Source organism: Hyphomicrobium sp. CS1GBMeth3, from assembly GCF_900117455.1.
Taxonomy (GTDB): domain Bacteria; phylum Pseudomonadota; class Alphaproteobacteria; order Rhizobiales; family Hyphomicrobiaceae; genus Hyphomicrobium_C.
Window position 1 is genome coordinate 1,945,660 of record NZ_FPHO01000003.1, and the last position, 22,639, is coordinate 1,968,298.

The 22,639-nt window shown below is 64.4% G+C and carries 21 protein-coding genes; 9 read left to right on the plus strand and 12 right to left on the minus strand.

The features are described 5' to 3' along the window. The first annotated feature begins 31 nt into the window (after nt 1-31). Nucleotides 32-1,057 (plus strand): aldo/keto reductase, encoded by a 1,026-nt coding sequence (locus CS1GBM3_RS16510; RefSeq protein ID WP_072396601.1) that lies wholly within the window; start codon nt 32-34, stop codon nt 1,055-1,057. Here the strand turns inward: CS1GBM3_RS16510 and CS1GBM3_RS16515 are convergent. Then, on the minus strand, nt 1,054-1,986 hold the full coding sequence (locus CS1GBM3_RS16515) for a hypothetical protein (protein WP_072396602.1): 933 nt from the start codon (nt 1,984-1,986) through the stop codon (nt 1,054-1,056). The two genes, CS1GBM3_RS16510 and CS1GBM3_RS16515, sit on opposite strands and share 4 nt — an antisense overlap. A gap of 181 nt (nt 1,987-2,167) precedes the next feature. Between CS1GBM3_RS16515 and CS1GBM3_RS16520 the strand changes: the two genes are divergently transcribed. Beyond that, nucleotides 2,168-2,401: a hypothetical protein gene (locus CS1GBM3_RS16520; RefSeq protein ID WP_072396603.1), complete on the plus strand. Its 234-nt coding sequence runs from the start codon at nt 2,168-2,170 to the stop codon at nt 2,399-2,401. Nucleotides 2,402-2,798: 397 nt separating this feature from the next. Next, the gene (locus CS1GBM3_RS16525) at nt 2,799-5,138 is read left to right on the plus strand and encodes a TonB-dependent receptor (protein ID WP_072397600.1); all 2,340 of its coding nucleotides are present in this window, start codon (nt 2,799-2,801) and stop codon (nt 5,136-5,138) included. A gap of 150 nt (nt 5,139-5,288) precedes the next feature. Here CS1GBM3_RS16525 and CS1GBM3_RS16530 read toward each other — a convergent pair whose 3' ends face one another. The 5 genes from CS1GBM3_RS16530 to lgt form a co-directional block, all read right to left on the minus strand. Beyond that, complete coding sequence (locus CS1GBM3_RS16530; RefSeq protein ID WP_072397601.1) at nt 5,289-6,221, minus strand: ribose-phosphate pyrophosphokinase; 933 nt, start codon at nt 6,219-6,221, stop codon at nt 5,289-5,291. A 186-nt stretch (nt 6,222-6,407) separates the two neighbouring features. Next, nucleotides 6,408-7,436 carry a hypothetical protein gene (locus CS1GBM3_RS16535; protein ID WP_072396605.1) on the minus strand — a complete coding sequence of 343 codons (1,029 nt, stop codon included), beginning with the start codon at nt 7,434-7,436 and terminating at the stop codon, nt 6,408-6,410. A 202-nt stretch (nt 7,437-7,638) separates the two neighbouring features. Next, nucleotides 7,639-8,412, minus strand: a complete 774-nt coding sequence (gene pgeF / locus CS1GBM3_RS16540; protein WP_072396607.1) for a peptidoglycan editing factor PgeF — start codon at nt 8,410-8,412, stop codon at nt 7,639-7,641. 81 nt (nt 8,413-8,493) lie between these two features. Beyond that, nucleotides 8,494-9,603, minus strand: coding sequence for a class I SAM-dependent methyltransferase (locus CS1GBM3_RS16545; protein WP_072396609.1), 1,110 nt, complete (start codon nt 9,601-9,603; stop codon nt 8,494-8,496). Then, entirely contained in the window at nt 9,600-10,451 is an 852-nt protein-coding gene (gene lgt, locus CS1GBM3_RS16550; protein WP_072396611.1) for a prolipoprotein diacylglyceryl transferase, read from the minus strand. Before lgt ends, CS1GBM3_RS16545 begins: the two co-directional genes overlap by 4 nt. A gap of 239 nt (nt 10,452-10,690) precedes the next feature. Here lgt and CS1GBM3_RS16555 point away from each other — a divergent pair, with 239 nt between their 5' ends. The 3 genes from CS1GBM3_RS16555 to proC all read left to right on the plus strand — a co-directional run bounded on the left by CS1GBM3_RS16555 (nt 10,691) and on the right by proC (nt 12,696). Further along, complete coding sequence (locus CS1GBM3_RS16555) at nt 10,691-10,978, plus strand: accessory factor UbiK family protein (RefSeq protein ID WP_072397602.1); 288 nt, start codon at nt 10,691-10,693, stop codon at nt 10,976-10,978. Between the two features lie 303 nt (nt 10,979-11,281). Continuing rightward, nucleotides 11,282-11,779, plus strand: a complete 498-nt coding sequence (locus tag CS1GBM3_RS16560) for a type III secretion system chaperone family protein (RefSeq protein WP_072396613.1) — start codon at nt 11,282-11,284, stop codon at nt 11,777-11,779. A 92-nt stretch (nt 11,780-11,871) separates the two neighbouring features. Next, nucleotides 11,872-12,696, plus strand: a complete 825-nt coding sequence (gene proC, locus CS1GBM3_RS16565) for a pyrroline-5-carboxylate reductase (protein WP_072396614.1) — start codon at nt 11,872-11,874, stop codon at nt 12,694-12,696. Nucleotides 12,697-13,056: 360 nt separating this feature from the next. Here proC and CS1GBM3_RS16570 read toward each other — a convergent pair whose 3' ends face one another. The 4 genes from CS1GBM3_RS16570 to CS1GBM3_RS16585 form a co-directional block, all read right to left on the minus strand. Further along, a complete protein-coding gene (locus CS1GBM3_RS16570) occupies nt 13,057-14,319 on the minus strand; it encodes an MgtC/SapB family protein (RefSeq protein ID WP_072396615.1) in 1,263 nt (420 codons plus the stop codon). A gap of 82 nt (nt 14,320-14,401) precedes the next feature. After that, nucleotides 14,402-15,841 (minus strand): ATP-binding protein, encoded by a 1,440-nt coding sequence (locus CS1GBM3_RS16575; RefSeq protein WP_244534678.1) that lies wholly within the window; start codon nt 15,839-15,841, stop codon nt 14,402-14,404. A 6-nt stretch (nt 15,842-15,847) separates the two neighbouring features. After that, nucleotides 15,848-16,573 carry a response regulator gene (locus CS1GBM3_RS16580; RefSeq protein WP_072396616.1) on the minus strand — a complete coding sequence of 242 codons (726 nt, stop codon included), beginning with the start codon at nt 16,571-16,573 and terminating at the stop codon, nt 15,848-15,850. After that, on the minus strand, nt 16,570-17,169 hold the full coding sequence (locus CS1GBM3_RS16585; RefSeq protein ID WP_083567692.1) for a MarR family winged helix-turn-helix transcriptional regulator: 600 nt from the start codon (nt 17,167-17,169) through the stop codon (nt 16,570-16,572). The genes CS1GBM3_RS16580 and CS1GBM3_RS16585 overlap by 4 nt, the downstream gene beginning before the upstream one ends. A gap of 147 nt (nt 17,170-17,316) precedes the next feature. Here CS1GBM3_RS16585 and CS1GBM3_RS16590 point away from each other — a divergent pair, with 147 nt between their 5' ends. Together CS1GBM3_RS16590 and CS1GBM3_RS16595 are read left to right on the plus strand one after the other, a co-directional pair. Further along, nucleotides 17,317-18,213, plus strand: coding sequence for a branched-chain amino acid aminotransferase (locus CS1GBM3_RS16590; RefSeq protein WP_072396617.1), 897 nt, complete (start codon nt 17,317-17,319; stop codon nt 18,211-18,213). 210 nt (nt 18,214-18,423) lie between these two features. Beyond that, nucleotides 18,424-18,837: an SRPBCC family protein gene (locus CS1GBM3_RS16595; RefSeq protein WP_072396618.1), complete on the plus strand. Its 414-nt coding sequence runs from the start codon at nt 18,424-18,426 to the stop codon at nt 18,835-18,837. Between the two features lie 93 nt (nt 18,838-18,930). Here the strand turns inward: CS1GBM3_RS16595 and CS1GBM3_RS16600 are convergent, their stop codons facing one another. Further along, nucleotides 18,931-19,638, minus strand: a complete 708-nt coding sequence (locus CS1GBM3_RS16600; RefSeq protein ID WP_072396619.1) for a class I SAM-dependent methyltransferase — start codon at nt 19,636-19,638, stop codon at nt 18,931-18,933. A gap of 342 nt (nt 19,639-19,980) precedes the next feature. Beyond that, nucleotides 19,981-20,445, minus strand: coding sequence for an AAC(3)-I family aminoglycoside N-acetyltransferase (locus CS1GBM3_RS16605; protein WP_072396620.1), 465 nt, complete (start codon nt 20,443-20,445; stop codon nt 19,981-19,983). Between the two features lie 524 nt (nt 20,446-20,969). On the opposite strand from CS1GBM3_RS16605, the gene CS1GBM3_RS16615 reads away from it, so the two are divergent. Further along, a complete protein-coding gene (locus tag CS1GBM3_RS16615) occupies nt 20,970-22,568 on the plus strand; it encodes a phytoene desaturase family protein (protein ID WP_072396621.1) in 1,599 nt (532 codons plus the stop codon). Nucleotides 22,569-22,639: the final 71 nt, after the last annotated feature.

A 22,639-nucleotide genomic window follows, 5' to 3' on the forward strand; every position in this document is an offset into this window, starting at 1 on the left:
ACATCATCGAGCTGCATTGAGGAGTAGGATCATGGAGTATCGCCAACTCGGTGCATCCGGCTTGACGGTTCCCGCCCTGAGCTTTGGTTGCGGCACATTCGGAGGCAAAGGGCCGCTGTTCAGCGCTTGGGGCGACACCGACGTTGCCGAGGCGCGGCGCTTGGTCGACATCTGCCTCGAGTCCGGCTTGACGATGTTCGATACTGCCGACGTCTATTCGGGAGGCGAGTCGGAAAGGATCCTCGGCGAGGCGATCAAAGGCCGCCGCCAGGATGTGCTGATCTCGACCAAGGCGACGTTCCGTTTCAGCGACAAGCCGAATGACGTCGGCTCCTCGCGCTCCCATTTGCTGAAAACCGTCGATGCCCAGTTGAAGCGTCTCGGCACCGAGTACATCGACCTCTTCCAACTGCACGGCTTCGACGCTAAGACGCCGGTCGAGGAGACGCTGTCTACGCTCGACGATCTCGTGCGCGCCGGCAAGATCCGCTACCTCGGCGTCTCGAACTTCTCCGGCTGGCACTTGATGAAGTCGCTGGCCGTCGCCGACCGCTACGGCTATCAGCGCTACGTGGCCAACCAGACCTACTACTCGCTGATCGGCCGCGATTACGAATGGGAGCTGATGCCGCTCGGCGTCGAGCAGGGCGTCGGCGCCGTGATCTGGAGCCCGCTTGGCTGGGGCCGCCTCACGGGCAAGATCCGCCGCGGCCAGCCGCTTCCCGAGAAGAGCCGCTTGCACGCGACGGCCGAAAGCGGCCCGCCAGTCCCCGACGAGCACGTCTACAAGGTCGTCGACGTCATCGATGAGATCGCCAGGGAAACCGGCAAGACGGTTCCGCAGATCGCGCTGAACTGGCTTCTGCAGCGCCCAACGGTGTCGACGGTGATCATCGGCGCCCGCAACGAGGAGCAGTTGCGTCAAAACCTCGGCGCTGTGGGCTGGAACCTCACCAAGGAGCAGGTTGCCAAGCTCGACGCTGCAAGCGAGGCGACGCTTCCCTATCCCTACTGGCACCAGCGGTTCTTCGCCGAGCGCAATCCGCCGCCGGTCTAGCGTGCTGGCTCATTTCCCGCGTACCACTCGAGCACCCGCAGCGCCCGCAGCGTGTTCCAGCGGCTCGGCGCGCCGACCTCCGTTTCGAACGTGACCGGGATACGCGACTGATCTCGCCGAGCTTCGTCGAGCAGCCAGAAGCCGTCCGGCTGCCGGCGCGCCGCCACCAGACTGACGGCCTCTGCGACGCGCTCGTCGGGGGCGACGCCAGCGCTGCGCAGATAGTCGAGCCCCCGCAGCACATCGTAGTACCAGACGACCGGAAACGAAAACCTGGCCCAACTCTGATTGATCACCTCGCCCGAAGTGAGCGACCGCAGCATGTGCCGTTCGAGCAGATAGGCATGCGCACGTTCGCGTGATTGCGTCACGGCGGGCGTTGCGCCACGCGCCTGTTCATAAGCGAGCAATCCCTCGAGCACGCAGATCGTGGAGTTGAACGAGGAGCGCGTGCTGGGCGGGGCCTCGCAGTTCCACCCCCCGTCATCGAGTTGATCGTTGAGCAAGAGCGCGAGCAACCGATCGACATCCGCGCCGAAGTACGCGCCCGCAGCCAGAATGCGACCGTTGATGCAGGCTTCGGTCTCGCCGTCGAAGAAGGGACGACCGTCGAGCTGGAACCATGTGATGCGGTCTTTGACGAGATCGATCGCCCGCGTGACGTGGGCGTCCGCCGGGTCGGGCCCCAGAGTCATGAGAAGATGAAGCGCGTCCGTGGTCGGCATCCAGCCGTGCTGCGTGTCATCGTTCCAGTGACCGTCCGGCGTCTGCAGCGCCAGCAACGCGGCACCCCAGCCTTCCCTGGCGACGCGCGCCCTCTCGGCAGCAACGACCTCCTCGGGCTCGTGCAGGATGTCGCGCAGCACCTGCCACCGGATCGACGGATCCGCGTCGAGCAACCACGCGCTGACCGCAGACTGATCTGCCATGCCTCTTACTCTTACTCGGCCCTAAGCGGCGAGACGGCCTATCAAGGCACCGCAGTTCGACAGATCTTGGACGCGACCCGCGAGATCGCACGCGCGTTAACAGTATCCGTCGTCTGGTATGTGCTGATGCGGAGACCTATCTCTGCTATAAACGATTGAAGATAAATGGGAGGCACTGCCCATGATCTTTAAGCTCGAACGCGGCAAACGCTACAAGACGACAATCAACTTGGGCTTTGTCGAACGCCTCGCAAGCAACGATACGATTGCCGAGAAATTTCGCGCAGCCGGTTTCGCCGACGTCATTGTAAAAGGCGAGGGCGGCACACGGTACGCCGAAGGCGTCTGGAATGCAGACGACCTCAGAGCATCTTATCCGCCGCAAATCAGCGACGTGTCCGAAGTCGAGGCCTAACCACCTCAGAGCAACCTACCACGCATGCCGCGGAGGACGTTTCTGTGTCCGATGCGCCACGCTCCTCAGCTCGAATAGCTGTCTGCGCCCAGGACGTTGTTGCCCCGCGCCTCAAGCTCCCGTAATCCGGATAATATAACATCCAGTTGCAGGACGTTGGGGGTTGTCTGTGTCGAAGGTCAACGAGGGCAAGCAGGTAGGCCGCGTGGAAAAAAGCAAGCAGGGCGAGGCGCTTGGTTCCGCGCGCAAGCGTGACGAGGTGCCGGTCTCAGAAGGCGCGGTGAACGAAGCACGGTCGGCCATTTCTCGCGGCTCGCAGCGGAACTTATACTATAATATCCGTGAACAAGCTTCACCAACGCATTCCGGAATGGCGCCGACTCGGCATTCTGTACAGATGTCGCTGCGCTCTCCCTTGTTTCTCACGGTCGCTGCTGCCGCGCTGATCGCGGTCATCGGTAGCAGCGAGGCCCGCGCTCAGGAGGCTGGCGAAGCCGCGGCCGCGACCGAGTTGCCCGCCATCGAGGTCACGACGACGCACAGCCCCGTCCGGAAGTCGGCGCGTCGCGCCGCGCGTCCGCAAGCAGCACCCGCGGCACCTGCAGCACAAAGCACCAGCATCGAGGAAGAGCCGCTGCCCGATCTCGAGGTGCCGCCCGGCACCCTGATCGTGTCCGAAGATGCGTTTGTCGCCACCACCGTCGCCACCGAACGCGAGATCTTGGCAACCAGCGGCCAAACGATCACGGACTCTCTGCAGACGAAACCCGGCATCATCGGCTCGACGTTCGCCCCCGGCGCCAACCGCCCGATCATCCGTGGCCTCGACAGCTACCGCGTGCGCACGCAGGAAAACGGCATCGGCACCCACGACGTGGCCGCCATCTCCGAGGACCACGCTGTGCCCGTCGATCCGAACTCTGCCGATCAGATAGAGGTCGTGCGCGGGCCGGCGACACTGCGCTACGGCTCGCAAGCCATCGGCGGCGTCGTCTCGGTCGAGAACCAGCGCATTCCGACCTACATCCCGAAGGGTGGATTCAGCGGCACCATCAGGGGCGCCGGCACGTCGGTGGATGAAGGCAAGGACGGCTCGTTCAAAGCTACGGCTGGCTCGAATGGCTTCGCCGTGCACGCCGACGGCTTCTGGCGTGACGCCGACGATTACGACTCGCCGCGCGGCACGGTGGTGAACAGCTTCGTCGAGAGCAAAGGCGGCTCGTTGGGCGCGTCGATCATCGGCAGCGACGGCTTCTTTGGCGTGTCCTACTCGCGCATCGAGAGCACCTATGGCATCCCGGGCGAGGAAGCCGAGGAGGGTGTCGATCCGTACATCGGTTTGGTCCAGGACAGGATCATGGCCAAGGGTGAATGGCGCGTCCGCGACTCCGGCATCGACGCCATTCGTTTCTGGTTCGGTGCCTCCGACTACAGGCACAACGAATGGGCAAAGCACGACCATGGCCATGACGACGATGATGATCACGACCACGAGCACGAGGTAGATTTCGAGGTCCATTCGCGCTTCAAGAACAAGGAGCAGGAGGCGCGTATCGAGGTCCAGCACGTGCCCGTCGCGACATCGTTCGGCCCCGCGTCGGGCGCGCTCGGCGTGCATCTGGTCAACCGCAAGACATCGGGCATCGTGCCCGATCCGGACGCAGGTGAATCGCTGCTCGAGCCGGCCCACACGCAGAGCATCGCCGCATTCTGGTTTGAGGAGCTGGAGCTCAACCCGTTCCTGCGCCTGCAGGCCGCAGCGCGCATCGAGCACACGACCGTGGACGGCACCGGCTGGGAGGAGCTTCACGGTGAGGTCCATGGCGACCACGGCCATTTTCATCCCCACACGTTCGAGGGCGAGAGAAGCTTCACGCCGGTGAGCGGCAGCCTCGGGCTGCTCCATAAGCTACCGTTCGACACGGTTGCCCGCCTGATGGGCTCGTATGTCGAGCGCGCGCCTGACGCGGCGGAGCTGTTCTCCAAGGGCATGCACGAAGCGACGGGCACGTTCGAGGTGGGAAATCCCTTCCTCGACGTTGAGAAAGCGACGACCGCAGAGGTCGGCCTGAAGAAAGCCAACGGCGCCTTCCGGTTCGACGCCTCGGCCTACTACACGCGCTACAATGGCTTCATCTACCGGGCGCTGCAGGGACTCGAGTGCGACCCCGTATCTCACGGCGGCGAGTTCAACTGCGTCGAGGCCGGGCACGATGATGATGACGATGGTCACGACCATGACCATACCCACATGTTCGATCTCGTGTACTTCCAGCAGCGGGATGCGAACTTCTACGGCGTCGAGCTGGCGTTCCAATACGACGTGGCGCCGATCTGGCGCGGCCTCTGGGGTATCGATGGCCAGTATGACTTCGTCCACGCGAAATTTGATGGGGGTGGATATGTTCCGCGGATTCCGCCGCATCGCCTCGGCGGCGGCATTTACTATCGCGATCCCAACTGGTTCGCGCGCGCAGGAGTGCTCCACGCCTTCGATCAGGATCAGTTTGGAGAGGAAGAGATCGCAACACCGGGTTACACGCTGGTCTCAGCAGAGCTGAGCTATACGTTCCAGGCTGAGACCATCAATGGCGTGGCGCCCGTGGCGACCATCGGCCTCAAGGGCGAGAACCTGGCAGACGACGAGGTCCTGAACCACGCCTCGTTCAAGCGCCGCGAGGACGTGCTTCTCCCGGGGGCGAGCGTGCGCCTGTTCGGCTCGATCTCGCTCAACTGACAACGTGGACTGCGCGGCGCCTCGACCCCCTTCCCCGCTGCGCGCGTTGCCGACCTCTCCCCGTCCGGGGGGAGGTCGGCGCATTTATGCGCCGGCATGAAGCGCTCTGATGAGGGCGCCCTGCAGGTTCGAAGGAGAAAAGGCAAAGCCTCAGTAGAACAGGCTGGAGACGCTTTCCTCGCGCGAGGTGCGCAGAATCGCTTCGCCGAGCAGGGGCGCGATGGAAATTACACGGATGTTGCGCGCGGCCTGAACGGCCGCGGTCGGCAGGATCGAGTCTGTGATGACGAGATGCTTGAGGCGTGAGTTCTGAATGCGTGACACGGCACCGCCCGAGAGCACGCCATGCGTCACGTAGCACATCACCTCGGTGGCACCCTTCTCGAGCAGCGCGTCGGCAGCGTTCACGATCGTGCCGCCGCTATCGACGATGTCATCGATCAGAACGCAGCGCTTGCCGTCCACGTCGCCGATGACATTCATGACCTCGGATTCGCCGGGCCGCTCGCGCCGCTTGTCGCAGATGGCGATCGGCACGTCGATGCGCTTGGCAAGGGCGCGCGCGCGCACCACGCCGCCGACGTCCGGCGACACGACGACGAGGTTCTCGGTGCCGTAGCGCTCCTCGATGTCGCGCACCATGACGGGCGCCGCGAACAGGTTGTCGGTCGGGATGTCGAAGAAGCCCTGGATCTGCCCTGCGTGCAGATCGACGGTCAGCACGCGGTTGGCGCCGGCCCGCTCGATGAGATTGGCGACGAGCTTCGCCGAGATCGGCGTGCGCGGGCCGGGTTTACGATCCTGGCGCGCATAGCCGTAATAGGGAATGACCGCCGTAATGCGCCGCGCCGACGAGCGCTTCAGCGCGTCGATCAGGATCAGCAGCTCCATCAGGTTGTCGTTTGCGGGGAAGGAGGTCGACTGGATCACGAACGCGTCTTGGCCGCGCACGTTCTCCTGGATCTCGACGAACACTTCCATGTCCGCGAAACGCTTCACCTGGGATTTGGCCAGCGGGATCTTCTGATACTTTGCAATGGCTTCCGCCAGCGGCCGGTTACTGTTTCCGGCAACGATCTTCATGGTCTGGCCGTCCCTGCCACTCTCACCGCGCACATCGAATGGCATGAACGCTCCTCATGCGACACTTCGATGACGCGCCTAATAACGTGCGGGCCCGGGTGTGTAAACCACCCGAGCCCGGCATGTTTAGCAGACTTTGTTTCGGTGTGGCCGCGGCCCATCAGAACGGCCGGCCCGGCCATAGGATCAATTGACCTTCGGCAGGAGCTTAACGATGCCCTGTGCCGCTGCCGAGGCAGCCGCATCGGCAGTCTTGCCCCAGGAGCCGTCCAGCGAGCCCTGCGGGATCTCGTTCTTCTGCGAGACGGTGCCGAGCTTCTTGCCCTGCGGATCCTTGACGTCCCAGTCGATCTGGATCGGCTGCTTGCCGTTCTGACCCTGACCGACGACGACCTTGCCCTCAACCTTGTAGGTCTGCGCAGAGGGGGCATCCGTGAGCGACACGCCGCTGCGGCTGAGCTCCCGCTGGATGGCGCTGGTCAGCGCCACGCTGCCGTCGCCCGGGGCGCCGACGACGCTCGGGACCATGGCAGTAACCTTGCCCTCTCGGCCGATGCTGCCGGTGGTGGTGGCGGTTGCCGTCGGCTGAGCCGATACGGCGGCGGTCTGCGTGTAGCTGGTCGGGGCGGCGCCTGCCGAGGTCGGCTGCGCCGCCGAGGCAACGGCCCCTCCACCCTGTGACGGCAGCCACGTCGCGAGCGAGCCCGCAGTCTTGGTAGAGATCGTGTCGATGACCTGCGGCGTGACCGACGCCCACGGATCTTTCGACTGCGTACCCGACAGCACCTCTTCGCCCGTGATGCGGTTCACGCGTTTGCCGGCTGGATCGGTGACGTCCCAGATATAGGAAACTTTCGTGCGGCCCTTCTCGCGTGCCGACACGATGTAGCCGCGCAGCGTGTACTCGGCCTTCGCGTTGGGGTCCTTGGCCACGGGGATCCGCTGCGCCTCGATGGTGCTGGCGAGCTTGGCCTCGAGCTGCTTGGCGACGTTATCGGGCGCGCCGATGATGGGCGCGACGGCGATCCTGGCGCCCTGCGAGGCTGTCGCGGGGGGCTGTCCGGTTATCGAGAGCGACTCGGGCTCAGAGCTGTTCGCGAAAAGGCTGGCACCCGTCTCGCACCCGCCGAGTCCAAGCCCGGTGAAAGCTGCGACAACTGCGAACACGACTGACTTGTTTCCACGCCATGCCGCAGCAGCATCAATGGTCGTCACGATGACGTCCCCCTATGACTGATCCGCTGTTCTCCGGCGGCCGGCGTACAAACTTTGCGGCCATCCCTCTGCGTAACGCTGCCGGTACCCTCTGGATTCGTGTACCCAGAGGCCCGGCCAGCGTCCAGCCGGAATCGAGATCAAAGCGGCGACGTGGCTAATTCTATCCGCAACATCCACAACGCAGCTGTGGATTTTGCAGTTAGGTCACAACAATGGCGGAGATTTGGCGCCCGTAATCGGGCTCTTTTCGGTGCGTAGTGCGCCGAAAACTGAAGAACATCGATTCGTTCTCGTAAGTGCAGGGTGATTGCCGTTCGGAATGCTTGAGACCAAGCCGGCCGAGGCGATCCATGACGAAGCCCGGCAGGTCGAAATGGGGCGTCGCGCGCCCTTTCGGTATGGTAAAGAAGCGCGCGTTGTCGGCGCTAGCAGCCTCGAAAGCGGTGACGAATTCCGGCCCTACCTCGTAGGACTTGGGCCCGATGGCTGGCCCGAGCGCGGCAAAGATGCGCTGCCTGTCTGCCCCCAGCTCCTCCATGGCGGCGACCGTTGCTTCGAGCACGCCCCCGAGCGCACCGCGCCACCCGGCATGCGCCGCGCCGACCACGCCCGCCTCGGGATCTGCGAACAGCACCGGGGCGCAGTCCGCCGTCAGCACGCCGATGGCGAGGCCGCGCGCGCGTGTGACGAGGGCGTCGCCCTTCGGCAGCTCGTCCCGTGCCGTGAGCCGATCCACGGTCAGCGCCGTCGCGCTGTGGATTTGGTAAACCGTCTGCACGTCGTCGGAGAAGCTGCCGAGGTGCTGCGCGACTAGCGACCGGTTCTCGATCACAGACACGGCGTCGTCCTTTGATCCCGGCCCGCAGTTGAGGCTGGCGTAGAGCCCGCGCGAGACGCCGCCCTGGCGCGTGAAGAAGCCGTGACGGATGCCGGGCAGAATAGAGAGGCTATCGGCTTGCAAGGGGCTCAGCATGGATGTCTCTGCTCGGTCGGGATTGCGTTGGCTGGCATCTAAGTGGAGAGAGCCGTTATGGCAATGCGCTCATCACGCCGTTCACCGCTCCAAGCCGGGAAGCGTGGCCCCGCTTGGCGAGCGCACGCCGATCGCGAGAAAACGGGAGCCCATGCCAGTCGGCGCAATGAGGCGCAACACGCTGGCCTCGATCTCGGCCGCGCGCTCGGGATTAGCCGACATGAGGCGTGAGGCACGCTCGACGATGCCGAGGCGGCCTAGGAACTCCGCCTGCGGCACCGGCCCGTCCACGACGAGCCCCACGCCGCAGCAGGCGTCGGCGAACTGCTGGAAATCCACTTGCGCCGAGAGGTCCGTCTCGGCCGGTGCGTGAAAGGGCGAGACGTGGGATTGGCCGGCGACACCCTGTAGCGTATCGCCGAAGCCGGTCGCCGCATGTCCGTAATCGATGAACAGCGCTGCGAAGGGAGCGAGCGCCGCCCGCCGGGCAAGTACGTAAGCGACCGCGGCATGCGAAGCGCACGTTTCGAGAATATCGCCGTCGCGTGGCGCCCGATCGGTTGGGAGCGCGCTAGGTTCTGGGGCTCTTTCTGAACCAGGCTGGTAGCTGAACGCGCCTCTCTCCTCGTCTAGAGCGACCAGGCGTGTGTGCCAGGCGCCGGCAGAATAGATGAGCTGCGAAATGGGCAGCGCGTCGAGGAACTCGTTCGCGATCACCAGCGTCGGCCCCTCAGGCACGTGTTGGGCAGACCCCAGCACGTTGATGTCCTCGTGGAAAGTGAGCGGCACGCCCGCGTCCGCCAGCGTTTCGGCCTGCACCGCCCTCAGTGTCGCGTTGCTGTCGACGAGGTGCACGGCCAGCGCCGCGCGAAATCCCGGCACGACCCGCGCTGCTCTGAGCGCATCGCGCATCAGCGTGCCACGTCCCGGCCCCAACTCGACGAGGTTGAAGCGCGACGGCGACCCCATCTGCTCCCAGACAACCGCCGACCACAGCCCGATGATCTCGCCGAACACCTGGCTGATCTCGGGAGCCGTCACGAAGTCGCCTGCGGCGCCGATCGCCGCACGGCGCCGGTAATAACCATGCTCGGGATCGTAGAGGCAGGCCGCGACGTAATCCGCGACGGACATCGGGCCGTCGCAGCGGATGCGCGCCTTGAGCTTCGCGGCGAGCGCGGTCTCCGTCATCGAACGGCCGGCGCCGCCTCACGCCGCGCGCGCCAGATGAAGTAGAGGCCGAGCAGCAGCATGGGCAGCGAGTAGACCTGCCCCGCCGTGAACGGTCCGATGTTGAAGAAGTGAACCTCGTGCGGCTCGCGAAACACTTCCGAGAACGAGCGAGCCAGCGCATATCCGGTGAGGAACGTGCCCGTCACCAAGCCGGGCTGTTTGAGTGCGCCGAAGCTGTGCGTCATTACACGTAAGATAATGAACAGGACGAGCCCTTCGAGTGCCGCCTCATAGAGCTGGCTCGGGTGGCGCGTCGCAGGCTCGACGTCGGGATACAGGGCCCGGGCGTAGGGGAACACCATGGCCCACGGCACGTCTGAAACGCGGCCGAACAGCTCGCCGTTGATGAAGTTCGCGACGCGGCCGAAGAAGAGGCCGATCGGCAGCGACGCCGTGACCAGGTCCCCCGTGCTAAGCACGCTGACGCCGTGGCGCCGCGCGAACAGCAGGATCGCGATCGCCGAGGCAAAGAACGCACCGTGGAAGCTCATGCCGCCCTTCCAGACGGCGAAGATCTCGAGCGGGTTGGCGAGGTAGCTGCTGGGTTCGTACAGCAGGATGTAGCCGAGGCGTCCGCCGAGCACCACGCCGAGCGTGATGTAGAGCAGGAGGTCATCCGTCTTCGCGACGTCGAACGGTGGCGTCTCGTTGCGCCAGAGCTTGGGAAGCCTGAGCAACCGGCGAATATAGATCCAGCCGAGAATGAGCCCCGCGAGGTACGCGAGCCCATACCACTTGACGGACAGAGGCCCGATCGAGAAGGCAACCGGGTCGAAGTCTGGGAACGGGATGGCGAGAAGGCTCATGTCTCAGATCTGGTTGGAAGGGACCGGGCAGGCAGCCGCTTGGGCAGGACGCAGCCAATGTTACCTTTCGCCCCTCTTATGCTTCTAAGCGTTTGAAATTCGCCGCGGACGCTGCCGGGTATCGGGGTGGGAGTCAAGCGGCGGCGGCAGCGCGCTTGAACGCCAAGCTGCGAGCCACCATAGTCCGGTCAGATGACAAGGCGATCGCCGTTGGGCGACGCGAGCTTGAAGGAACGCTGATGACACAGACGTCGAACCGCCTGCTGGACGAGGTCGCGAAGCTGATGACCGACGCGGCGGGTGCGGCGCAGGGATTGCGCCAGGAGGCCGAAGGGTTCATGCGGGCCCAGACCGAGCGCATGCTTCAGAACATGGATGTTGTGAAGCGCGAGGAGTTCGAGGCTGTCCGCACCATGGCCGAGAAAGCGCGCAGCGAGAACGAGCGGCTCGCCGGCCTGGTCGCGGCGCTTGAGGCGCGCGTTGCGGCCCTCGAAGGCGCTACTAAGCCGCCGCAGCCCGGTCTCTGAGCCGCCAAGACTGCTTCGTGCTCGCTTGTCGAGTGCAGCGCGCAGCAGTTTCCACATTCACGAAGCTTCCATTTCGTTTTTGATTTCGGAGCGATGCGCAAATGCTGCGCGCCGCCATATTGCTCGTGGACAAGAACGTCATCGCCTTGCGACTCGTGGCCTCGTCTGTTTTCGTCCCGCCACCGGTGAAGGAAACCAAGGACAAGTCGCGTTCTGCCCCAATCCCGTCATGGACCGCGCGTGCAGTCGGTGGCTAAAAGCGGGGGCCGGTAGCGAAGCGTCGCCGGTTTTCAAGGAGCCAGAATGGCATCGTCCGAAAAGGGCCACGAGCGCATCATTCATCCGATTGATCTCGTGGAGCAGCTTGCAGCCACCTACGACTGGGCGACCGATCGCATGGGCGATGATGAGCTCACGCTGGTCGTCGGCGGCAATTGGACCGACTATCACGTGTCGCTCAATTGGCGCGACGACCTCGAGGCGCTGCACCTCGCCTGCGCCTTCGACTTCCGCGTGCCTGAGACGCGCCTTCCCGAGATGTACCGCCTCATCGCTCAGATCAATGAGCAACTCTGGCTCGGCCACTTCGACCTCTGGACCCAGGAAGGGCTGGTGATGTTCCGCCACGCACTTCTGCTCAACGGCGCCGTTGTGACGCCGGGCCAGTGCGAGGCGATCCTGAAGGCCGCGCTGGAGGCGTGTGAACGCTACTATCAGGCCTTCCAGTTCGTCGTCTGGGCGGGTAAGGAGAGCCGGGAGGCCCTGGTTTCGACGATGTTCCAGACCGAGGGCCAAGCCTGAGCCCGCGCCTTGATCTTCTCAGATTGAAAATCTGACGAACGGATCATTGTCTGAGATACCTCAGCGGGCTGTTAAACCGGTCAGGTATCGTGATGGCATTTTCGTTTGATGGACCGCTCCTTCTTGTAGGAGCGGGCAAGATGGGCGGCGCGCTGCTCGAAGGATTGATCGCGCGCGGCCTCGATCCGCGTCGCGTGCGCGTCCAGGATCCGACCCCGCCGGCGGAGATCGCGGCCCTTTTCTCGCGTCACGGAATTACCGCAGAGCCTCAGATCGCGGCGCTGTCCGAGCCGCCCGGCGTCATAATCGTCGCCGTCAAGCCGCAGGTCATGGATGCAGTCTTCCCGCCCGTCGCTGCGCTGGCCGGGCCGGGCACGCTGACGATCTCCATCGCGGCCGGCCGCACGCTTCAAAGCTTCGAAGCCCATCTCGCGCCCGGCGCGCCCGTCGTGCGTGCCATGCCCAACACGCCGGCTGCGATCGGGCGCGGCATCACCGTCTGCGCCCCCAACGCGCACGTCACGGAGGCGCATCGGCAACTCTGCGAGGCCCTGATGGCCGCCGTCGGTGACGTCGCCTGGGTCGCCAACGAGGAGCTGATGGACGCGGTGACGGCCGTCTCCGGCTCGGGCCCGGCCTACGTGTTTCTGCTTGCCGAGGCGCTGGAGAAAGCAGCCGTAAGCGCAGGCCTCGATCCGGCGCTCGCCCGCCGGCTCGCCCGCGCGACGGTCTCGGGCTCGGGCGAGCTGCTGGTGCGTTCCGAGCTGGACGCCGCCGTGTTGCGCCAGAACGTGACTTCGCCCGGCGGCACTACGGCGGCCGCCCTCGCGGTTCTGATGGCCGACGGCGGTCTGGAGGATCTGCTGACGAAGGCTGTGCTGGCAGGTGAGGGGCGCAGCCGCGAGCTGGCGAAATGATCATGGCGTGTCAGATCGCACGCCCGCGGCCACGTGACCTCATTACGAGACCCGAATGAGCCCGAAGGCTCCGGCGACCGGGTCTTCTGACCTCGGGGCGGTGGGGACCTTTCCAGGCAAGGAGGATAGCCCTTGAGGTCGCGCTGCAACCGCCCGTCGCGTCAGGGACCGGGGGCGAGTGGCGGCTCACCGATCCGGCCCCGAGGGTTTCGACGCCGCCGCAAGTGCAGCGTCACCCTCACGACCTAGTTATGCTATACTGTAACAGTTGACGCAACGCGGCATTTTTCCCACTCACGGACTTGTGTAGCCGCGGCAGCGGCGACGCTAGACGCCGCTTAACGCATTGAAACATAAAAATTATTTGGCGGATAAGAGCGCTACGACTACGAGCGCAGCCAGAGCCGCCGCGCTCAGTCCTCCGACAATCTTGCCGAGCCGAGCGCCCCCGACTCCGGCGGCCATTACGGCTTTCGAGATGGTGTTGACCCCGGCTGCGACGAGGATGGCGTAACCGGCACTTTCAAGGCTCACCTGTGATCCGGCGAAGCGCGCCATGGAAAGCGTCAGCGCATCGACGTCGGCGAGACCGGACACTGCGGCGAGCAGGTAGATCCCTGCCGAACTGGCCTGATCGGCCAGAGCCTTGGCAGCGACCATGATGAGGGCGATGAGCCCCGCGAGCTTCAGCGCCGTGCCGAGGTCGAACGGGTTGCGCAGCGTGAGCGTGGGGGCTTCGCCGCCCTCGCCGGAACTGTTTCGCAGAAGAAAGCCGCTGCCCGCCAGCAGAACCGCGCCGGCAGCCACCGCCGGCCCCAGCAGCGTAAGAAGCAGGGCCGGCTTAAGCACGACCGCAAGGGTTATGAGCCGCGCCAGCATGGTCGCGCCCGCAAGCAGGATGCCGCCGGCGAGGAGACGCGTGCTCTCCGGGTGCTCACGGGCCATCCGGGCGAAGGAGAGCGTCGTTGCCGTCGAGGAAGCGAGCCCGCCGGCTACGGCCGCGACGGCGACGCCCTTCGTCTCGCCGAACACGCGCACCGCCACGTAGCCGGCGAACGAGATGGCGGCGATCAGAATGGCGAGCAGCCAGATCTCGGCCGGGTTGAGAACGTTCCAGGGATCGACTGGACGGTTGGGCAGGATCGGCAAGAGAAGGAACGTCATCGCCAGCAGCATCAACACGCTGCGTATCTCGAGCCAGGTCAGCTTGCGCACCCAGCTGTGAAGCGACTCCCGCAGCGCAAGCAGGATCGCCATGGCAACGGCCGCCGCCACCGCCACGACCTCGTTGCCGAGCGTCGCGTAGGCGCCGAGCACGAACGTAAGAATGGCCGCCACCACGCCGGTGGCGCTGAAGTTGGATTCGCTTTTGGCTTCGAGATAGCTGAAGGACCCGATTGCGGCGGTGAGCGCCAGAAGCCCCGCGCCAAGGATAATCGGCCCGCTGGTGAGCGACAGCAGCCCGCAGATTCCGCCGAGCAATCCGGTGAGAGCGAACGTGCGCAGGCCCGCGGCGCGTTGGTGGTCGCTGTCCTCACGCGTCTGCCAGCCGCGCTCCAGCCCGACCAGGAGGCCGATGGCGAGCGCGACGGCAAGGCGGCGGAAAAGTTCTTCCTGGTCCATGTGCCAAGGTCCATCAGTGCTGAGTCGATGAACTCCTTAGCGCCTTTTGTTCGTGAATTGAATCGGGCTGTCGCGCCTCGGCCTACAGCGGCACCGAGATGATGGCGCGCAGGCCGCCCATGGAGCTTTCGCCGAGCGTGATATCGCCACCGTGGCTCTTCGCGATGTCGCGCGCGATGGCTAGGCCGAGGCCGCTGTTGCCGTCGTCCTGGTTGCGCGACCGGTCGATCCGATAGAACGGCTTGAAGACGTTGGCCCGCTCGGAAGGCGGAATGCCGGGCCCGTTGTCGTCCACCTCGACGCGGAGCCACGACCCCTCCGTCGCCGCCCGGATGACGATCTGGTCCCCGTAGCGCACGGCGTTGGATACGAGGTTGGTGATTGCCCGCTTGAAGGCCTGCCGCTTGAGCGGCAGCACGATGTCACCGCGCCGCCTGCGAAGCTTGAGGTCGATCGACGTGCCGTAGACTTCGCTCTCCTCGTGCACTTCCTCGAGCAGTTCGGTGAGATTGGTCATTGTCGCCTCTTCGCCGCCGTCGCCGCGCGCGAACGCGAGGTAATCCTCGAGCATGTGCTGCATCTCGTCGACGTCGGCCTTGAGCGATCGCACCTCGGGCCCCTCGCCGAGGAACGCTAGTTCAAGCTTGAAGCGCGTCAACACGGTACGCAGATCGTGGCTGACACCCGCAAGCATCGTGGTTCGCTGATCGACGTGCTGGCGGATTCGGTTGCGCATTTCCATGAACGCAATTGCCGCTTGGCGCACCTCGCGCGCGCCTCGCACCTCGAAGTCGTCGACCACCGGCCGCCCCTTTCCGAATGCATCGGCTGCCTCCGCAACCCTGAGGATCGGACGGATCTGATTGCGCAGGAACAGAATGGCGACGGTGAGCAGGATGACGCTCGAACCCACCATCCAGAGCAGGAAGATGTGCGAGTTCGAAGCGTAGGTCTGCGTGCGCACGGCCAGGAAGCGCAGGATCGAGTCCGCGTGCTGCACGCGGATCTCGACGTGCCGCGACTGGCCGACGGTGTCGATCCAGAACGGCCGCTTCACCTGCCGCGAGATCTCCTTCGAGAGCGCGCGGTCGAGCAGGTCGAAAAACGGCTTCTGCCGCGCCTCGGGCAGGTTCCCCGGCGGCAGGATCTGCATCGAAAGGTTGAGCTTCTCGCGCGCGATGCGGATGATGTCGTCGTATTCGGAGGTCTCGGCCTTGTCGTAGAAATCGATCAGCGCAGCGATGTCGCGCGCTGTCGTCTCGGAGAGGCGCCGCGTCACGTTCTGCCAGTGCCGCTCCATGAACACGAAGGCGATGACGCCCTCGAGCACCACGATCGGCGCGATGATGATAATGAGCGCGCGGGCGTAGAGGCCCTTGGGCATGGATTCGGCAAGCAGCCCCACGAAGCTCTTGTGCCATTCGCGAAGCTGCACGAGCACCGGCTTGGCCGCATCGGCGAACGACCGAAACGCCTGTCCGGCGCGGCCTGAGGCGTTGGTGAAGGGGCCTAGGAGATCCACGGTCCCTCAGTCGGAGTAAAGGATATATCCCTTGCCGCGCACGGTCTGCAGGTAGACCGGGTTCGAGGGATCCGTTTCTATTTTGCGCCGCAAGCGATTGATCTGGACGTCGATGGCGCGGTCGTTGCCCGTCGTCTCGTCTGTCGAAAGCTCATGCCTTTGAATGGGCACGCCCGGCTTCTGCGCGAACTGGCGCAGCAGGTCGCGCTCGCGCTCGGTGAGCTTGACCGTCTCGTCGTTCCGCTTGAGCTCGCCGCGTGCGATATGAAACACCATCGTGCCCATGCGCACCTCGTCGGACTGCGGGGCGGGGCCGTTCTGCGCCGTCTGCCCGCGCCGCAGGATGTTGCGCAGCCGCAGCAGCAGCTCGCGCGGCTCGAACGGCTTCGGCACATAGTCGTCAACGCCGACCTCGAGCCCCTCGATGCGCTGCTCCGGTTCGGCGCGCGCGGTGAGCATGCAGATCGGGATGTCGCGTTGGCTCTTGATCTCGCGCGCAAGCTCGAGCCCGCTGATGCCTGGCATCATCACGTCGAGCAGCACGATGTCGAAGTCGAGGCCGCGCAGGGATGCCTGCGCCATTTCCGCGTCCGCGGCCGTCGTGACGCGAAAGCCTTGCGAATAGAGATAGCGCGCCAGGAGGTCCCGGATCTTCTGGTCGTCGTCGACGATCAGCACATGCGGAGCGTCGTCAGGCAGCGGCTCGGCGCGTTGGCCGGATAACGAGGTCATGACCTGCTCTCCTCGCTCCCTCCCTGCTGCAGCATGCGGACGAGCGCCTCGACCTGCGCGCGGTCCTCGTCCGAAATCATCGCCAAGAGGAACTTCTTGGTCGCCATTTCCGCCTCGGGGCCGGCGGCATCGAGCGCCGCTTCGATACGCTTCACCTGCAGCGTCGTGAGCCGCTCTGCGAGCCGACCACCTTTAAGCGTAGCATAAAGAAGCCGCTCGCGCCGATCCTCGGCCCCGGCCTTCTGCGTGATGAAGCCCTCTCCGATGAGCTGCTTCAGCACGCGTGCCAGCGACTGCTTCGTGATCTTCAGAATCTCGAGAAGGTTGGCAACTCTGAGGCCGGGATTGCGGTGGACGAAATGCAGCACCCGGTGATGGGCGCGCCCGAAGCCGTACTGGGCGAGCACGGCATCGGGATCCCCAGTAAAATCGCGGTAGGCAAAGAACAGGAGCTCGACGTGGGCGATGAGATCCGCCCGTCCGGCGGCTCCGTCGCCCGCCTCGTCGGCTTCGAGGCCGGTGCGAGGGCGCCCAGGACGCCGAACTACGGAAGGGTCGCGAGTTATGTCAGTCATGTTGACATATTTGAAGGCCATTGATACTCCTGGCAAGTCATTTTCAAGGAAGGCTGCCCGGTCTGATCCGGGAAACCGAGGGGCCAGAAGCTCCCGCGCGGCCGCAGGGTCGCGCAACGCAAGGCATGCGTCGGCCAGCCCGAATACGGAACCGAATAGGACGTCATCATGGCTGAGATCGTTCCCTTTCACGATCGCGACGGTTTCATCTGGATTGATGGCGAGGTTGTTCCCTGGCGCGACGCCAAGATCCACGTCCTCACCCACGCCCTGCATTACGGCAGCGCGGTGTTTGAGGGCGAGCGCGCCTACGGCGGCGAGATCTTCAAGCTGACCGAGCACTCTGAGCGTCTCGTCGAGAGCGCTCGCATCCTCGAGTTCGAGATCACCCAGAGCGTGGCAGAGATCGATCAGGCCTGCCGTGACGTCGTGGCGGCCAACAAGCTCGTCGATTGCTACGTGCGCCCGATCGCCTGGCGCGGCAGCGAGCAGATGGGCGTCTCGGCGCAGAAGACGAAGGTTCACCTCGCCATCGCGGCCTGGGACTGGGGCTCCTACTTCCCGATGGAGCAGCGCCTCAAGGGCATCCGCATCGATTTCGCGAAGTACCGCCGCCCGGATCCTGCCACGGCGCCGACCCGCGCCAAGGCCGCCGGCCTCTACATGATCTGCACCATCGAGAAGCATCGCGCCGAACGCGCGGGCTATGCCGACGCGCTGATGCTCGATTGGCGCGGCCGCGTCGCGGAGTGCACGGGCGCAAACATCTTTCTGATCAAGGACGGCGTCATCCATACGCCAGAGGCAGACTGCTTCCTCGACGGCATCACGCGCCGCACGGTCATCGCGCTGGCAAAGAAGCGCGGTTACGAGGTACGCGAGCGCGCCATCATGCCGGAGGAGCTGCCCTCCTTCTCGGAATGCTTCATTACGGGCACCGCTGCCGAGGTGACGCCGGTTTCCGAGATCGGCCAGTACAAGTTCAAGCCGGGACAGATTTCTGAAACGCTGCTCAACGACTACATGGCGCTTGTGCAGCCGGACAAGAAGCTCGCCGCCGAATAGGGCGGGCACCGAAAACGCAGAGTTTCAATCGGGGCGTCTCTCGCGAGGCGCCCCGGTTTTTGTTTCCGCAAAGGGCCGCCGTCTTTTAAATTCCGCGCGTAATGTCGGGATAGAGATCCTACGCTCGTCCTCGGAGCGTGGCACCTGTTGGTCACACCCGCCGGTTACATACGTGGAACCACAATCCATGCTCCAGACGAGAGGAACGCCATGAAGATCACCGTCGATACGAAAGTCGCTGCACCCATCGAGCAGGTCTGGCAGGCCTACACGTCGCCTGAGGACATCAAGCAGTGGAACGCGGCCTCCGACGATTGGCACACGACCGCGGCGACCGTGGATCTACGCGAGGGCGGCGCCTTTTCCTCCCGCATGGAAGCAAAGGACGGAAGCATGGGGTTCGACTTTGCCGGAACCTACACAAAGATCATTCCGCACAAGCTCATCGAATATGCGTTCGGCGACCGCACGGCCCAGGTTGAGTTTGCACCCAGTCCGGACGGTGTCGGCGTGCGTGTTACGTTCGATAGCGAGTCGACACATTCCGTCGATCAGCAGCGCGAAGGTTGGCAGGCGATTCTGAACAACTTCGCGCGCCATGTTGAGGCGAAAGGGCGGGGCTGACGTGCGGGAGAGAGCTGGCATCCCGCAACATCTGAATTGTTGCGGGCGCCGCTTACATCCAGTCGCCGCAGCAAGAGCTGCAAGTCGCGATCGTCACGACGCGCAGCTGACGCGAAAGGTCACCACCTCTTCAAGGTCGTTATGTCTGCTGCGACAGACCTCTTCGATCTTGAGCTCGAACGGGGGCTTGTCCAGATCGATGCCGCGTCCTCGCCCGGTTCTCCAATCCCAGCGGACGCCGGGTCCGCTTGGCTTGTCGGGATTGGACGGCCCCTCGAGGAACAGGGGACGCGCCTCGGTGATGTAGACCTCTTTGTACTTGCCGAGCTTTTCCAAGACACGGCTGACGTCGGCATTGCAAAGGTGCTGCAAAACCTCCCGCACGAGAACAATGTCGCCGTCCGGCAAGTCGCCCGCGACGATGTCGAGCTCCTGGAAGGAAGCGCGGGTATCGCTCACGTTCGCCCGATGCGCTTGAACGAGCTCCGGAACGATATCGCAGCCGATGTACCTCACGTTCGCCGTGCGCTCGATCAGTCGACGGCCGACAGAAAAGTCTCCACATCCAAGATCGACCACGGCCAGTGGTCGATCGCTTTCTTTGCTGCGGCTCTCAACTATTCGCGAGATGCACTCGACATACGTATTTGCGCAGGCGCCGCGCGAGCCGGCGCCGGAGAAGAATTCCCCATCTTTTCCCTCGCCCCATTGCCGGCGGCCATAAGCACCCTGGAACGCCCGCCGCCGGTGCCACGCATCGAACCAGGCGGGGAATGTGCGTCCCGCGAAAAGCGAAAGCAACGGCCCGTTCCCGCGATACGGGTCGAGACGACGCTGCAGGTTTGCGGAAACGTGCGGAGGCAGAGTCCGCGACGCAAAAGTTTTCAAGGCACGCCTTAGCTGCATGGGTGCTGTCCTTCATGCCATCGTCAGCGTTCAAGTTCGAAGTATGTCGAGATCTGGTCGGGTAGGACGCCGTTACCCCTCCGGCGGGCGATGCCGGCTGAACGGCACCGATCCGGTAAAGTTCCGCCCACCTGAGCCGCGATCTCATGCAGCGGGCGCGGCAATTCCGATGCCGCCGTTCAGATGAAAAATTTGAACGACGATGTGCTGATCGAGCCCATATCCGCTCCGGTCGAGCTACGGCACGGAAATGTCGAAATGCAGCACATCCTCGCGCAGCCCGAGCTTCGTATAGAGCGTGATCGCCGGATCATCGACGAGATCCGCCTGCACGAAGATGACGTAGGCACCGCGGGCGTGCGCGATCTCCTTGAGACGCGAGATGAGCGCAGTAGCAACGCCCTGGCGGCGAAAGTCATCGCGCACCGCGAGATCGTAGATGTAGACCTCGCTGCGCGGCTGCTCGAACTTCTTGAGTTCGTAGGCCGCAAGCCCGCCGATCACGACGCCGTCCCGCAGCGCAGCAATGGCAATGAACGTATCGCCGCCAATGAGCTTTGTCAGATAGGCGTCATCCGGCTGCGCGCGCGTATAAGTATCCGCGTCGCCGAAAGCATCGCCGAACATCGCGAGCATCGCCCGAAATAGGTCGGCGTCATCCGCCTCGAGCTGACGGACGAGTGCGGGAAGAACCGGCGCCATTTTCGGAAATCCACTGCTGTTTCAACTGCGCCGGAATTGAAGACGCGCAGTCGGGCGGTTGTTGGGAGCCGCTTCGTGCGTCACCATCCGGTTACCTTAAGCGCGGGCATGCACCGCTCCGCACCGATGCGCGATTGCCAGCCCCTGAAAAGTGGCAGAAACTGGGCAGCGTGGATGAAGCCGAGGGCTGAGCCATGCCGATCCTGCGCAATGCCACGATGAGTGCCGCGGGCGCGATGCTTCTTCTCGCAGCGGCAACACTGACCGCCACCCCTGGGAGGACTCAGGAGGGTCCCGGCGGATCCATCAATCCCGGACGCGATTGCCAGACCATCCTCACCTGCCGCTTTACAAAAGGGGGCAGCTATCGTGGGTGCCTGTCGTCGTATAGCTGTCGGGTCTGCCGCTACGTGCCAGCCAACTGCGCGATCGGCAACACGCGTCGGCGGTGCCACACATCTGTTTGCACTTGGGGCTGAGCCCGATGTAGTCCTCTCTTCAAACGAAACGAGAGGGCGGCTTAAGTGCACGACGTAGCGATCATCGGTGGCGGACACAACGGCCTCACGGCGGCGGCTTATCTGGCAGACGCCGGTTTGAAGGTTGTCGTGCTGGAGAAGAACGCGCACGTGGGCGGGGCCGCGTACACGGAGGAGTTCGCGCCGGGCTTTCGTAACTCCGTCGCCGCCTACACCGTGAGCCTGCTCAATCCGAAGGTCATCCGTGATCTCGAGCTGCCCCGTCACGGGCTGCGCGTCGTCGAGCGACCCGTGGCCAACTTCTGGCCGGTCGACGAGAGCCGCGCGCTGCTGATGCCCTACGGGCTCGCCAACCGTCAGTGCGCTATCGCCGCGTTCTCGGAGCGCGATGCCGCGCGCCTGCCGGAGTACGACGCCGCGCTCGACCGCGCCGCGAGCGTGTTGAAGGGTCTCGTCCTCGAAACGCCGCCCAACGCCGGCGACGGTCTCGCCGCGCTCTGGAAGTCCGCCCGCCTCTCGCGTTCGATCCTGAAACTGCCGCGCGAAACGCAGCGTGATCTCGCCAGCCTCTTCACCGAAAGCGCCGCCGATTATCTCGCCCGCTGGTTCGAGAACGACACCGTCAAGGCGGCCTTTGCGTTCGATGGCATCGTCGGCACCTATGCCGCGCCATCGACGCCCGGCACCGCCTATGTGCTCTTGCACCACTGCTTTGGCGAGGTGAACGGTAAGACCGGCGTTTGGGGCCACGCCATCGGTGGTATGGGCGCCATCAGCGCCGCCATAGAAAGCGCCGCGCGCGAGAAGGGCGCCGAGATCCGGACCGATGCGCCCGTGAGCAAGATCATCGTCGAGAAGGGCCACGCCGCGGGTGTGCTGCTGGCCGATGGTACGGTCGTGCACGCGGCTGCCATCGCCGCTGCCGTGCCGCCGAAGCTCCTGTTCTCGCGTCTCGTCCCCGAAGGCGCCGTCGCGCCCGAGCTGCACCGCCGCCTCACGACGCTGAAATCGGGATCTGGCACGTTTCGCATGAACGTCGCGCTCTCGGAGCTGCCGAACTTCACCTGCCGTCCGAACAGCGGCGGCACCAATCATTTGGCGTCCGGCATCGTCATCGGACCGACACTCGACTATCTCGAGCGCGCCTGGCTCGATGCGCGCACCGACGGTTGGTCGAAGGAGCCGGTCGTCGAGATGCTGATCCCGTCAACGCTCGACGACACGTTGGCGCCGCCCGGCCGTCACGTGACGAGCCTGTTCGTTCAACACGTCGCGCCGCATTTGCCGACACCACGCTCCTGGGCCGACCCGACGGAGAAGGAGCGTTTCGCGGATCTCGTCATCGATACCGTGACGCGCCACGCGCCGAACTTCAAATCAAGCGTCCTTGCGCGCCAGATCCTGTCGCCGCTCGATATCGAGGAGCGCTTTGGCATGATCGACGGTGATATATTCCACGGCGCGTTGTCGCTCGATCAGCTGTTCGCGTTCCGCCCCGTGCTTGGTCACGCGGACTATCGCATGCCCCTGCCGGGCCTCTATCTCTGCGCGTCCGGCGCCCATCCCGGAGGAGGCGTCACTGGCGCGCCCGGCCACAACGCGGCGCGCGAGATTGTCCGCGACCTCAAGGGCTTGTGGCGCTGAGAAGCGGTCTTCATCTTTTGCTAATCGACACCAAGCAACTGAAAAATCGCCAAAAAATAAACAACCGCGCC